Below are 12,590 nucleotides of genomic sequence, written 5' to 3'. Positions count from 1 at the left end.
GATCGGAGAGGGATGTGGGGGAGTACGCACCGGATACGCTGCGCGTGGAGCCGTTGGCCACCGGCGTGGTCAATGGCGCCTCCGATGTCCTCTACAACAAGGGGATATCGAGCGCCGATCCGTTCCAGTGGCAGTACTTCTGGTATGAGGTGACCCCCAGCGTGCTGAAGGGGTACCCCAAGGCCATCTGGGTGCTACCCGACCTCGCGCGGATCGACATGGGCCTGGGCAACGTCTCGATCATCCCCGAGGCGCAGATCGGCAACGTCATCCTGTACAAGCAGGTGAAGAAGCCCGACGGCAGCCTGGAATACGTCATCAAGGAGGTTTCGGACGAGATACCGGACCCCGCCCTCAAGGACTATCCCGGCCTCAACCCGCTGTATGTGGGCGGCGGCGGCTCCATGGGGGAGATCGCCTATCTCGACCTTTCGAAGCCTGGGATCTTCGAGGCCGGATCCAGGTACTTCGTCAGCGTCAGCGTGCTGGGCAGCAATTTCCAGTGGCCGCTCAACGGCCGCTTCTTGGTGCTCAGCACCGAGAACTGGACCCCGGCGGACGATCCCCGGAAGCTGGCCTACGGGACCAACTACGTCCAGGACTACCCGCTGATCTACAACAACACCGACGTCGGGGATCAGCTGAAGATCGTCAACGCGGCGGGTGACAGCATCCTGTTCTATCATGGCGCGGCGGCCGTGCAGGAGATGATGGCGGCGATTGGCGTTGGGCAGCTCACCAAGAGCGAGGCGATCGAGAAGATCGTGAAAACGGCCGACGCCACGACCTCGGTAGCCAGCCTGGGCTACCAGTTCTTCACCGGGAAGGTCCCGTCCAAGGCCGGCTTCGACTATCTGGTGAACCCGCTGGGGCCCAATCCCAACAACATCAACTCGGCCTACTATCAGAGCTTCGGGCTGGAGAACCGCTACATCAATTTCGCGGTCAACCTGGGCAAGGTCGGCGAGGGCAAGGACGCTTTCGCCCAGGCCTATGGCGCGTTGGACCTCTTCGCGGCGACCAAGAAGGCCTATGCGACGATCTTCGGCGCCACCCCGACCGACGCCAAGGTGCACGCGCTGCTGGACCCGACCTTCGTGATCAACGGCGTCACCATGAGCCGAGCGCAGTACTTCGCCTACTACGGCGGCGACGGGGCGAACGGTCAGGGGACCAAGGCGGCCATGGTGGGCTGGCTGCTGGCCGAGGCGGAGAAGGCCGATGTCGGCATGTACGCCAAGTCCAACCACGACTTCCTGGTCGACCTGGCGGACGGGGCCAACTTCGCCATCGACCTGATCGCGGTCTACGGCAAGTCGGCCTACGTCCTGACCTAGACGGCCTTCACCGCGCCGACGATCGACTTCACCACCCTCTTGACCAGGGCGGGGTCGTCGCCCTCGGCCATGATGCGGATCAGCGGCTCGGTGCCCGAGGCGCGGACGACGATGCGGCCGGCGCCGTTCAGCTGGGCCTCGCCGTCGGCGATGGCCTCCTTGACGGTCTTGTCTTCCAGCGGCTTGCCGCCGGCGAAGCGGACGTTTTCCAGCAGCTGCGGCACGGGCTCGAACTGGCGGCCCAGGGCGCTCATCGGCTGGCCGCTCTCGATCATCACCGCCAGCACCTGCAGGGCGGCGATCAGGCCGTCGCCCGTGGTCGAGAAGTCCGACAGGATCAGGTGGCCCGACTGCTCGCCGCCGACGTTGAAGCCGCCCTCGCGCATGCGCTGCATGACGTAACGGTCGCCCACGGCGGTGCGCTCCAGGGTCAGGCCCAGGGCGTTCATCTGGCGCTCGAGGCCGAGGTTCGACATCACCGTGGCGACCACGCCGCCGCCCTTCAGCGCGCCCGCCTTGGCGAAGGCGCCGGCGATGATGGCCATGATCTGGTCGCCGTCGACGACCACGCCCTTCTCGTCGCAGATCACCAGGCGGTCGGCGTCGCCGTCCAGGGCGATGCCGATGTCGGCGCGGTACTCGCGGACCATCTTGGCCATGGCCTCGGGATGGGTCGAGCCGCACTCCTCGTTGATGTTGGTGCCCTCGGGGCTGACGCCCAGCGAGATCACCTCGGCGCCCAGCTCGTAGAGGGCGGTGGGGGCGACCTTGTAGGCCGCGCCGTTGGCGCAATCGATGACGATGCGCAGGCCCGACAGGTTCAGGTGGCGCGGGAAGGTCGCCTTGACGATCTCGACATAGCGGGCCTGGGCGTCGTCGATGCGCTTGACGCGCCCCAGCTCGCGCGGCGAGGCGAGGCCTTCCTGCAGGCCCTCGTCCATCAGGGCCTCGATCTTCAGTTCCTGCTCGTCGGAGAGCTTGTAGCCGTCCGGGCCGAACAGCTTGATACCGTTGTCGGCGAAATTGTTGTGGCTGGCCGAGATCATCACGCCCAGGTCGGCCCGCATCGAGCGGGTCATCATCGCCACGGCCGGCGTGGGAAGAGGACCGAACAGACGCACGTCCATGCCGACGCTGGTGAAGCCGGCGACCAGGGCCGGTTCGATCATGTAGCCCGAGAGGCGCGTGTCCTTGGCGATCACCACCAAGTGGCGGCGCTCGTCCTGCGAGCGGAACAGCTTGCCGGCGGCCAGGCCGACCCGCAGGGCGACCTCGGCCGTCATCGGATGCTTGTTGGCCTGGCCCCGGATGCCGTCGGTGCCGAAATAGGCGCGCTTGCTCATGTGTTCTTGTCGTCTCTTCAAGGCCAAGCTTCGGACACGAAACGATCCGAAATGCAGATTTATGCGATGCGGTCTTTAGCCAGTGCTAAAGGCGCCTCACGCAAAGTCCCGCGTCGGTAGGCATAATCCTGCCCGCGCGTTCTACAAGGGATCATGGCTCATGTGCGGCATTATCGGAATCGTCGGCAAGGAACCTGTCGCCGAGCGTCTGATCGAGAGCCTGAAGCGCCTGGAGTACCGGGGCTATGACTCCGCCGGGATCGCGGGCGTCGTGGGGAGCAAGGTCGAGCGCCGTCGCGCCAAGGGCAAGATCAAGGCCCTCGAGGCCGTGGTCGCCGAGGAGCCGCTGACCGCCACCACCGGCATCGGCCACACCCGCTGGGCCACCCACGGCGCGCCCAACGTCCAGAACGCCCACCCGCACACGGCGGGCCGCGTGACCCTGGTCCACAACGGCATTATCGAGAACTTCGCCGAGCTGAAGGCCGAGCTGGCCGCCGCCGGCCGTGTGTTCTCCAGCGACACCGACACCGAGGTCATCGCCCACCTGATCGACGCCGCGCTGGCCACGGGCCTGGCCCCGCTGGACGCCTTCAAGGCGACCTTGGACCGCCTGACCGGCGCCTACGCCCTGGCCGTGCTGATCGAGGGCGAGGACAATCTCGTGCTCGGCGCCCGTCGTGGCAGCCCGCTGGTCGTCGGCGAAGGCCAGGGCGAGATGTTCCTGGGCTCGGACGCCCTGGCCGTGGGCCCCTTCACCAACCGGGTGATCTATCTGGACGAGGGCGACTACGTGGCCCTGGACCACGACAGCCACCGGATCTTCGACGCCTCGGGCGCGGCCGTGACCCGGCCGGTGCGGGTGGTGCCGACCTCGGCGGTGATGCTGGAGAAGGGCAACTACCGGCACTTCATGGAGAAGGAGATCCATGACCAGCCGGAGGGCTGCCAGCGCACCATCGCGGCCTATGTCGACACCCTGGCCTCGAAGGCCTCGGTGCCGGGCGACGTCGATTTCGCCAAGCTGGACCGGATCCAGATCGTGGCCTGCGGCACCTCCTACATCGCCGGCGTGATCGGCAAGTACCTGATCGAGCAGCTGGCCGACCTGCCGGTGGATGTCGAGATCGCCTCGGAGTTCCGCTACCGCCAGCCGGCCCTGCGGCCGGGCTCGCTGGTCATCGCCATGTCGCAGTCGGGCGAGACCGCCGACACCCTGGCCGCCCTGCGCTACTGCAAGGCCAAGGGGATGAAGAGCGCGGTGGTGGTCAACGCCCAGGAATCGACCATGGCTCGCGAGGTCGACGTCGTCTGGCCGATCCACTGCGGCGCCGAGATCGGGGTGGCCTCGACCAAGGCCTTCACCGCCCAGGTCAGCGTGATGATCGCCCTGGCCGTCGCCGCCGCCAAGGCGCGCGGAACGATCGACGACGCCGAGGAGCAGCGCCTGGTGAAGGTGCTGCTGGAAGCCCCGCGCCTGATCGCCGAGGCCATCGGCCTGGAAGACGCCATCAAGGAGATCGCCGCCGACGTCGCCAAGGCGCGGGACGTGCTCTATCTCGGCCGTGGCCCGATGTCGGCCCTGGCCCTGGAAGGCGCGCTGAAGCTCAAGGAGATCAGCTACATCCACGCCGAGGGCTATGCCGCCGGCGAGCTGAAGCACGGGCCGATCGCCTTGGTCGACGACCAGACGCCGATCGTCATCCTGGCGCCGTACGACAGCTATTTCGAGAAGTCGGCCTCGAACATGAGCGAGGTCATGGCGCGGGGCGGCCAGGTGATTTTCATCACCGACACCGAAGGCGTGAAGCACGCGCCGGCCGGTGCGAAAGTGGTGGTGACGGCGCCGGCGTCGGATCCTCTGGTCGCGACCCTGGTGATGTCTGCCCCGATCCAGCTGCTGGCCTACCACGTGGCGGTGGTGAAGGGCGCGGACGTCGACCAGCCGCGCAATCTCGCGAAATCAGTGACAGTGGAATAGTTGCGTATGACCAAGAAGCTTCTTCACGTCGGCTGCGGCAGCCAGACCAAGCAGGGCATCTACGGGTTCGCCGGCGATGACGACTGGGCCGAGGTCCGCTTCGACATCGACGAGCGGGTCAAGCCCGACATCGTCGGCACCCTGACCGACATGACCGCCGTCGAGTCGGGCTCGGTCGACGCCGTCTATTCCAGCCACAATATCGAGCACCTCTATCCGCACGAGGTGGTGGGCGCGCTGGCCGAGTTCCGGCGGGTGCTGAAGGACGACGGCTTCGTCGTGCTGACCTGCCCGGACCTGCAGAGCGTGTGCGTGGCGGTGGCCGAGGATCGCCTGCTGGAGCCGCTCTATCAGTCGCCGGCTGGGCCGATCAGCGCCCTGGACGTGCTGTACGGCCACCGGGGCTTCATCGCCGCGGGCAACACCTTCATGGCCCACAAGTGCGGCTTCACCTATCGCGTGCTGGACGGCCTGTTCCACGAGGCCGGCTTCGGGGCCTGCGCGGGCATCCGCCGGCCCGAGACCTTCGACATGTGGATCGTGGCGTTCAAGACCGAGCGGCCGGAAGCCGAGGTGCGCGAGATCGCCGGGCGGTTCATCCCGCCGGCGCGCCGGTCGGTCAGGCCCGCAGTCGAGAGTGCCTGACCGAATAGCCGAAATAGATCGCGCAGGCCGCCGCCACCCAGACCGCGAACAGCAGCCAGGTGTCCAGCGGCAGGCCGACGATCAGATAGGCGCAGAAGGCCACGCTGAGCACCGGCACGACTGGATATAGCGGAACCTTGTAGCCGCGCGGCAGGTCCGGCTGGGTGCGGCGCAGGATGATCACGCCCAGCGAGACGATGGCGAAGGCGATCAGCGTGCCCATGCTGGTGAGGTTCACCAGCACGTCCAGCGGCACGAAGGCGGCCAGCACGGCGATGAACGCGGCCACGATGTAGGTATTCAGATCCGGGCTGCGGGTCTTCGGGTCCAGGCGCTGGAACACCTTGGGCAGCAGGCCGTCGCGGCTCATGGCGTAGAGGATCCGCGTCTGGCCGTACATGACGACCAGGGTGATCGAGAAGATCGACACGATCGCCCCGATGCACAGGATCAGCGAGGTCCAGCTCGCGCCGGTCAGGTTGCGCAGGATCACCGCCAGGCCGGCCTCCTGGCCCTTGAAGGCGGTCCAGGGCTGGGCCCCGACGGCGGCCAGGGCGACCAGGATATAGACGGCGGTGACGATCAGCAGCGACAGCACGATGCCCAGCGGCAGGGTGCGGCGCGGGTCCTTGACCTCCTCGCCGGCCGTCGAGACCGCGTCGATGCCGATATAGGAGAAGAAGATCGACGAGGCCGCCGCGCCGACCCCCGCCACGCCCATCGGCATGAACGGCGTCAGGTTGCCGGCGTGGAAGCCGCTGAAGGCCACGACGACGAAGAACAGCAGGACGAGCAGCTTCAGGACCACGAGCACGGCGTTGATCGTGGTCGACTCCTTCACCCCGCGCAGCAGCAGGATCATGCAGGCCCCGACCAGCACCACGGCCGGCAGGTTGAAGACGCCGCCCGCGCCAGGGGCTTTCGCGATCGCGTCGGGCATCTTCACGCCGATCAGGTCGACCAGCATCTCGTTCAGATATTGCCCCCAGCCCACGGCGATGGCCGAGGCCGAGACCGCGTACTCCAGCAGCAGGCAGGCCCCGACGATGAAGGCGACGAACTCGCCCAGGGTGGCGTAGGCGTAGGAATAGGACGAACCCGACACTGGTATGGTCGAGGCGAGCTCCGCGTAGCACAGGGCCGTCAGGGCGGCCGTGATCCCGGCCAGCACGAACGACAGGATCACCGCCGGCCCGGCGGCGGGCACGGCCGTGGTCAGGGCCACGAAGATGCCGGTGCCGATCGTCGCGCCGACGCCCAGCATGGTCAGCTGGAAGAGGCCGATGGTGCGCGGCAGGTGCTCGGGAGGGTGCTCGCCCTCGACTTGCGCAACGGGCTTGCGGCGCAGGAGGTCGGCGGCGCGGAACAGGGCCATGTCGGCTCTCGGCTAGGCGGCCGCCAACACGGCCTGTCGAGAGAGGCTAATAGCCATGCGCTACGCGCCTCACAACCAACGCTCACCAAACAACCGCTCATCCCCGCGAAAGCGGGGACCCAAGCTGACTTTCAGCTTGCGAAGGGTGTTCGCGACGAGCAACATTGTTCCCAATATGTTCTTAATTGGTGCATTCATGGACAGAATGTTCCGTGAACTCAGCTTGGGTCCCCGCTTTCGCGGGGATGAGCGGTGTGGGGTGCTGGGTTCCTTACCTAACCAGCCGCGCGCAGCAGGTAGTCCCGCGTCAGCGGCGCCGCATCACGCTTCTTGGCCAGCTGGATCTGGAAGACCATGTGGCCGCCGTGGCGGAAGCCCAGCTCAGCGCCCGCAAGGTAGAACTCCCACATCCGCCGGAACCGGCCGTCGAACATCGTCGGGATGTCCGGATCGGCCATGAAACGCTCGCGCCAGATGCGGCAGGTCTCGGCGTAGTGCAGGCGCAGGATCTCGATGTCGGTGATCCACAGGTCCGCCTTCTCGATGGCGGTCACCACCTCCGACAGGCCCGGGATATAGCCGCCCGGGAAGATGTATTTCTGGGTGAAGGCGTTGGTCGCGCCGGGCCCGTGCATCTTGCCGATGGCGTGGATCACCGCGACGCCGTCGTCGGTCAGCAGGCGATTGACCGTCTCGAAATAGGTCCGGAAGTTCGGTGCGCCGACGTGCTCGAGCATGCCGACCGAGACGATGCGGTCGAATTTCTCGTCGAGGTCGCGATAGTCGGTCAGGCGGAAGTCGGTCCGGTCGGCCAGGCCCGCCTTCGCCGCGCGCTCCTTGGCCAGGGCCAGCTGCTCGGTGGACAGGGTCACGCCTGTCATCTGGGCCCCGAAGTCCTGGGCCAGGGTCATGGAGAGACCGCCCCAGCCCGAGCCGATGTCCAGGGTCTTCATGCCTGGCTGGATCAACAGCTTGCGGCCGATCAGGGCCTTCTTGGCGGCCTGGGCCTCTTCCAGCGTCATGTCCGGACGCTCGAAATAGGCGCAGCTGTACTGCATGTCGCTGTCGAGGAACCGGCGGTAGAGGTCGTTCGACAGGTCGTAGTGGTGGGCGACGTTGCGGCGCGCGGCGACCCGGCCGTTGACCTGCTGGATCCGCCGCTTCAGCGCCTTGCGAAAGCGGGTCAGGGCCGAGCCTTGCTTGGGCTTGCGGCCGCCGCTCTCGCCGACGATGGCCAGGAGCTGGTCGATCGTCCCCCGTTCGAAGACGATGTCCTCTTCCATGTAGCCTTCGCCGAGGCCCAGGCTTGGATTGGCCAGGCGGCGCAGGCCCCGGCTGTTGACGCGGATGACCACGGGCGGCCCCGTGCCGTCTCCGGCCTTGACGACCCGCCCCCCGGGCAGACGCGCCGTGAGGTCTCCGGTCTTGATCATCTTGCTGAGCAGAGCTTCGATCATGACAATCAACTTAGGACGAACTTCGCCCGCGACAACCTGTCGCACACGGAGGAAATGAAATGTCGATCGTGATGACGCCGGTCGGGCGGGTGGAAGGCGGTCGCGACGTCCCCGAGGACGACGACTGGGGCGGCAGCCGGGCGCGGATCGTGCTGGACCCGGAAGGCTTCGACGACGAGGCGCTGATGGGGCTGGAGACCTTCAGCCACGCCGAGGTGATCTATGTCTTCGACAAGGTCACCGACGCCCAGATCGTCACCGGCGCCCGACATCCGCGCGGCAACAAGGACTGGCCCAAGATCGGCATCTTCGCCCAGCGCGGCAAGAACCGGCCCAACCGCATCGGGGTGACGGTTTGCGAGATTGTCTCGGTCGCCGGAAGGGTGCTGGAGGTGCGTGGGCTGGACGCCATCGACGGCACGCCGGTGCTGGACATCAAGCCGGTGATGAGCGGCTTTTCCCCACGCGGCGACGTCCGCGAGCCCGACTGGGCGAAAGAGATCATGGAGAAGTACTGGTGAGCGCCGACCTCGTCGCCCCCAAGCTGGAAGTAGGCCGCGCCAGCGCCGACGAGGCGCCGATCATCGCGAACCTGATGCAGCTCTACATCCACGACTTCTCGGAGCTGTGGTTCGACCGCGAGGTCGAGGGCGAACTGCGGCCGGACGGACGCTACGGCGACTATCCGGGGCTGGAGACCTACTGGACCGACCCGACGCGCGAGCCCTGGCTATTTCGCGTGAACGGCCTGCCGGTGGGCTTCGCCCTGGTCAACGACATCGCCCACTCGCGCGCACCGATCGACCAGGCGGTCGCCGAGTTCTTCGTCGTCCGCAAGCACCGCCGACGCGGGGTTGGCCTGGCGGCGGCGCATGCCCTGTTCGGCTCGGCCTGGGGTGTCTGGGAGGCGGCGGTGGTGCGGCGGAACGCGGGAGCGCTGGCCTTCTGGCGTCAGGCGGCGGCTAGCTATCCGGGCGTGCGGGACGTGGTCGAGGAGGACCACGACGACGACCTCTGGAACGGTGCGGTGCTGCGGTTTCGGGTGGGGTGAAGCGCCCTCGCCCTTCGATAGGCTCAGGGTGAGGACTATTGCTGGCTCACCACAGAAACCTCACCCTGAGCTTGTCCCCCGGGTCCGACCAAAGGTCCGCCCGAGGATGAACTCCGAGCGAGTTTTCGCCCCTACAGCTTCCGCAGCTCCGGACACGCCCCCGGCTCCGCCGTCCAGCTGATGCTGGCGATCTTCCAGGCGCCGTCGGCCTTTGCCAGCGTGAAGATGTCGATGCCGCAGTGCAGGGTCTTGCCGTCCTTGGAGACCTCGTAGGGCGCTGTGACCGTGGCCAGGGGGCCGCGGCGGAGGATCACCGGTGACCACATCCATTCCTTGACGCCCGGGTCCATGTGCTTGCCGAAGCTGTCCTCGAAGGCGACGCGGCTGACCTTGGTCGTGCCGTCGGGCTGGACGCGCACGCCCATGAACTGGGCGTTCGGCAGGACGGTGGCGCGCATGGCCTCGGGGCTGGCCTGCTCCATGCCGTCGAAGAAGGCCTGGGCGACGGCGAGCACCGCCTTGTCCTCCGGATCGGCCGGCGGCGGCGTCGTGGCGACGACGGCGGCGAGCAGCAGGGCGGGCAGGGGCATCGCGGGCTCCGGGCTCAGACGTCGTCGGACAGGCGCTGCAGGAAGGCCTGGGCGGCCTCCTTGTGGCGGGGTTTCAGGGTCTTGCCGAGGATGGCCATCAGGGCCGCGATCACCGCCGCGTCGTCGGTGAAGCCGATCACCGGCAGGATGTCGGGCAAGGCGTCGGTCGGCAGGACGAAATAGGCGAGGCCCGCCAGCATCATGCCCTTGGCCGCCATCGGGGTTTCTGGATCGCGCGCGGCCCACCAGACCGACAGGGCGTCGGCGGCGAAGGGCACCTTGGCGGCGACTCTGCGGATCTTCGGCAGGAAGCCTTTTTTGACCCGCTCCTCGTTGACGCGCACCGTGGCGGGGACCAGCGCCTTGGCTGGATCCAGCACCTCGTTGACGTTTACGTCGGGGGACGGTTTGGCGTCGCCGCTCATCGGTTTAAACCCTTGCTCAAAGCCGATCCTAAACGCTGCAAACGCGAACCCAAGGGGAAACGTCCATGAAACTCGACAACACCGTCGCCGCCGTCGTCACCGGGGGCGCCTCGGGCCTCGGGGAAGCCACCGCCCGCGCCCTGGCCGCCCAAGGCGTCAAGGTCGCCATCTTCGACATGAACGAGGCCCGGGGCGAGGAAGTCGCCAAGGAAATCGGCGGCGTGTTCTGCAAGGTCAATGTGACCAGCGACGCCGACGTCGACGCCGGCTTCGAGAAGGCCCGCGCCGCCCATGGCCAGGAGCGGGTGCTGGTCAACTGCGCCGGCACTGGCAACGCGGCCAAGACCGCCAGCCGCGACAAGACCACCGGCGAGACCAAGCACTTCCCGCTCGACGCCTTCGACCGCATCATCCAGATCAACCTGGTCGGCACGTTCCGCTGCATCGCCAAGTCGGCAAAGGGCATGCTGGACCTGGCGCCGCTGGAAGACGGCGAGCGCGGCGCGATCGTCAACACCGCTTCGGTCGCCGCCGAGGACGGCCAGATGGGCCAGGCGGCCTATTCGGCTTCGAAGGGCGGCGTCGTGGGCATGACCCTGCCGATCGCTCGCGACCTGATGGGCGAGGGCATCCGCGTCAACACCATCCTGCCGGGCATCTTCAACACTCCGCTGATGAACGGCGCGCCGGAAGCGGTGAAGGCGGGTCTGGCCGCGTCGGTGCCGTTCCCCAAGCGCCTGGGCAATCCGGAAGAGTACGCCCAGCTGGCGGTGACCATGATCACCTGTGGCTACTTCAATGGCGAGGACGTGCGTCTAGACGGCGGCATCCGGATGGCGCCGCGGTAGGCGACGACTTCTCCTCCCCCTTCATGGGGGAGGGGGACCGCCGAACGGCGGTGGAGGGGGCTCAGCCGGCAATGGGTCCGTGCGCCGCGCCCCCTCCGTCGGCTTTGCCGACACCTCCCCCAGGCGGGGGAGGAGATTCATCTTACTTCCCAGCCACCGGCCGCTGGATCGAGCTGGCCAGGTTGGCCATGATCTCGCGGGCGTCGTAGGCGCGGGGGTCACCTTCCGGCTTCTTGCCCTTGTGGAGCAGGATTTCGGCGCCGGCCTCGAACTTCTCGACGGTGCGGATCTGGGCGCGGTCGGCGAAGAAGGGGTCGCCCCAGAAGGGGTCCCAGGTGCGCCAGCCATAGGCCGGGCCGTAATAGCGCCACGCCGGACGCCAGTAGCCGTACGGACCCCAGCCGAAGCCCGGGCGGGCGAACGGATCGGGCTCGACATAGCTGCGCGACGTGCGGTCGGTGCGGTGGTCGGCGGTCTCGAACCAGTCGTAGCCGTTCTGCACGGTCACCTCGGCCGAGCGGTACAGCAGGTAGCGCTCCACCGTTTCGCGCGAGGTCAGGCTGTTGCCGGCGAAGTTGATCCGATAGCGGTCGCCTTCCAGCTTCTGTTCGGAGAAGCCGCCGGTGACCGCGCCCGAGGTGACCTTGGGCTGGTAGGGGGTGGGCGTGGCGCAGGCGGCGAGGCCGGCGGCCACGACGAGCGCGGCGGCGAGGGCGGCCTTCTTGATGGACATGACTTGCTCCTTCAAGCGGAGTCGTGGGTACTTGAGACAACTCTGGCTGGGCTTTGTGGTTTCGCCAAGGCGTCGTTTGATACGGCGCTGAAATGGCCTTTCTTTTTTGACGCGCAACGGACGCCGAAACCGGCTTCCACTTTCGCTGTCGCGCTGTGTCAGCCTCTCGACACGATCAGTACGGCCGCCGTGATCAGCAGGACGCCCACCAAGATCGCGAATCCTCGCCGGAAGCCCGGCTCGTTCATGCGCGTCGACAGCGCCGCGCCGCCCAGGCCGTAGGACGACATGCTGATCAGGTCCATGCCGATGGTGGCGCAGGCGAACATGATCAGCTGCGGGACCAGCGGCCGCTTCACGTCGAGGAACGGCGGCAGCACGGCCGAGAAGAACAGCAGGATCTTCGGATTGGCGATCTGGACCATGAAGCCGTCGAAGAAGGCCGAGCGGCTTTTGCGGACCGTGGCCGAGGCGTGGCTCTCGACGTTCCTGATCCCGGCCCACAGCGACTTCAGGCCCAGCCAGACCAGATAGGCCGCGCCGGCCAGGGCCAGCAGGTGAAAGGCCTTGGGGAAGGCGAAGACCAGGGCGCCCAGGCCCAGGGCCGAGCCGCTGAACCAGACCAGCGTGGCGGTGTTCATGCCCACGACGCTGACCAGGGCCGCGCCCTTGCCGCGCTCCATGCCGGTGGCGATGGCGAACAGGTTGGCCGGCCCCGGCGTGATGGCCATGACGAACATGGCGACCAGGAAGGCGCCGTAGCGGGCGGGATCGACGGGCAGGTGGTCCATGGCGCGGATATAGG

General features: G+C 67.3%; 13 protein-coding genes. 6 read left to right on the top strand and 7 right to left on the bottom strand.

All coding sequences use genetic code 11. From position 1 onward, the window contains the following. Positions 1–14 precede the first annotated feature (14 nt). Entirely contained in the window at positions 15–1,337 is a 1,323-nt protein-coding gene (locus AC07NN_RS17485; RefSeq protein ID WP_494643649.1) for a hypothetical protein, read from the top strand. Here the strand turns inward: AC07NN_RS17485 and glmM are convergent. Then, a complete protein-coding gene (gene glmM / locus AC07NN_RS17480; protein WP_494643645.1) occupies positions 1,334–2,680 on the bottom strand; it encodes a phosphoglucosamine mutase in 1,347 nt (448 codons plus the stop codon). The two genes, AC07NN_RS17485 and glmM, sit on opposite strands and share 4 nt — an antisense overlap. A gap of 160 nt (positions 2,681–2,840) precedes the next feature. Here glmM and glmS point away from each other — a divergent pair, with 160 nt between their 5' ends. Beyond that, a complete protein-coding gene (gene glmS / locus AC07NN_RS17475; RefSeq protein WP_494643640.1) occupies positions 2,841–4,661 on the top strand; it encodes a glutamine--fructose-6-phosphate transaminase (isomerizing) in 1,821 nt (606 codons plus the stop codon). 6 nt (positions 4,662–4,667) lie between these two features. After that, the gene (locus tag AC07NN_RS17470; protein WP_494643636.1) at positions 4,668–5,306 is read left to right on the top strand and encodes a class I SAM-dependent methyltransferase; all 639 of its coding nucleotides are present in this window, start codon (positions 4,668–4,670) and stop codon (positions 5,304–5,306) included. On the opposite strand, the gene AC07NN_RS17465 is transcribed toward AC07NN_RS17470, so the two are convergent. Further along, the gene (locus AC07NN_RS17465) at positions 5,281–6,681 is read right to left on the bottom strand and encodes an amino acid permease (protein ID WP_494643632.1); all 1,401 of its coding nucleotides are present in this window, start codon (positions 6,679–6,681) and stop codon (positions 5,281–5,283) included. The two genes, AC07NN_RS17470 and AC07NN_RS17465, sit on opposite strands and share 26 nt — an antisense overlap. 275 nt (positions 6,682–6,956) lie before the next feature. Then, entirely contained in the window at positions 6,957–8,138 is a 1,182-nt protein-coding gene (locus tag AC07NN_RS17460) for a class I SAM-dependent methyltransferase (RefSeq protein ID WP_494643630.1), read from the bottom strand. A 59-nt stretch (positions 8,139–8,197) separates the two neighbouring features. Between AC07NN_RS17460 and AC07NN_RS17455 the strand changes: the two genes are divergently transcribed. Beyond that, positions 8,198–8,659, top strand: coding sequence for an SAM-dependent methyltransferase (locus AC07NN_RS17455; protein WP_494643626.1), 462 nt, complete (start codon positions 8,198–8,200; stop codon positions 8,657–8,659). Between the two features lie 23 nt (positions 8,660–8,682). Then, the gene (locus AC07NN_RS17450; RefSeq protein ID WP_494644033.1) at positions 8,683–9,189 is read left to right on the top strand and encodes a GNAT family N-acetyltransferase; all 507 of its coding nucleotides are present in this window, start codon (positions 8,683–8,685) and stop codon (positions 9,187–9,189) included. 131 nt (positions 9,190–9,320) lie between these two features. Here AC07NN_RS17450 and AC07NN_RS17445 read toward each other — a convergent pair whose 3' ends face one another. Further along, positions 9,321–9,779, bottom strand: a complete 459-nt coding sequence (locus AC07NN_RS17445; protein WP_494643622.1) for a nuclear transport factor 2 family protein — start codon at positions 9,777–9,779, stop codon at positions 9,321–9,323. A 14-nt stretch (positions 9,780–9,793) separates the two neighbouring features. Then, positions 9,794–10,204: a YkvA family protein gene (locus tag AC07NN_RS17440; RefSeq protein ID WP_494643618.1), complete on the bottom strand. Its 411-nt coding sequence runs from the start codon at positions 10,202–10,204 to the stop codon at positions 9,794–9,796. A gap of 65 nt (positions 10,205–10,269) precedes the next feature. Between AC07NN_RS17440 and AC07NN_RS17435 the strand changes: the two genes are divergently transcribed. Next, entirely contained in the window at positions 10,270–11,052 is a 783-nt protein-coding gene (locus AC07NN_RS17435; protein ID WP_494643616.1) for an SDR family NAD(P)-dependent oxidoreductase, read from the top strand. A 142-nt stretch (positions 11,053–11,194) separates the two neighbouring features. Here the strand turns inward: AC07NN_RS17435 and AC07NN_RS17430 are convergent, their stop codons facing one another. Both AC07NN_RS17430 and AC07NN_RS17425 read right to left on the bottom strand, forming a co-directional pair. Next, on the bottom strand, positions 11,195–11,785 hold the full coding sequence (locus AC07NN_RS17430) for a CC0125/CC1285 family lipoprotein (RefSeq protein ID WP_494643613.1): 591 nt from the start codon (positions 11,783–11,785) through the stop codon (positions 11,195–11,197). 158 nt (positions 11,786–11,943) lie between these two features. After that, positions 11,944–12,576 (bottom strand): LysE family translocator, encoded by a 633-nt coding sequence (locus AC07NN_RS17425; protein ID WP_494643607.1) that lies wholly within the window; start codon positions 12,574–12,576, stop codon positions 11,944–11,946. Between the last annotated feature and the right edge of the window lie 14 nt (positions 12,577–12,590).

This window comes from Caulobacter sp. GW821-FHT09H08, assembly GCF_059415885.1.
This window is presented reverse-complemented; position numbering and strand designations above follow the sequence as displayed.

Excerpts from the sequence above, each read along its gene's own strand:
- AC07NN_RS17425 (WP_494643607.1), bottom strand. The coding sequence starts at position 12,576 with ATGGACCACCTGCCCGTCGATCCCGCCCGCTACGGCGCCTTCCTGGTC.
- glmM (WP_494643645.1), bottom strand. The coding sequence starts at position 2,680 with ATGAGCAAGCGCGCCTATTTCGGCACCGACGGCATCCGGGGCCAGGCC.
- AC07NN_RS17435 (WP_494643616.1), top strand. The coding sequence starts at position 10,270 with ATGAAACTCGACAACACCGTCGCCGCCGTCGTCACCGGGGGCGCCTCG.
- glmS (WP_494643640.1), top strand. The coding sequence starts at position 2,841 with ATGTGCGGCATTATCGGAATCGTCGGCAAGGAACCTGTCGCCGAGCGT.
- AC07NN_RS17430 (WP_494643613.1), bottom strand. The coding sequence starts at position 11,785 with ATGTCCATCAAGAAGGCCGCCCTCGCCGCCGCGCTCGTCGTGGCCGCC.
- AC07NN_RS17445 (WP_494643622.1), bottom strand. The coding sequence starts at position 9,779 with ATGCCCCTGCCCGCCCTGCTGCTCGCCGCCGTCGTCGCCACGACGCCG.
- AC07NN_RS17440 (WP_494643618.1), bottom strand. The coding sequence starts at position 10,204 with ATGAGCGGCGACGCCAAACCGTCCCCCGACGTAAACGTCAACGAGGTG.
- AC07NN_RS17470 (WP_494643636.1), top strand. The coding sequence starts at position 4,668 with ATGACCAAGAAGCTTCTTCACGTCGGCTGCGGCAGCCAGACCAAGCAG.
- AC07NN_RS17465 (WP_494643632.1), bottom strand. The coding sequence starts at position 6,681 with ATGGCCCTGTTCCGCGCCGCCGACCTCCTGCGCCGCAAGCCCGTTGCG.
- AC07NN_RS17460 (WP_494643630.1), bottom strand. The coding sequence starts at position 8,138 with ATGATCGAAGCTCTGCTCAGCAAGATGATCAAGACCGGAGACCTCACG.
- AC07NN_RS17455 (WP_494643626.1), top strand. The coding sequence starts at position 8,198 with ATGTCGATCGTGATGACGCCGGTCGGGCGGGTGGAAGGCGGTCGCGAC.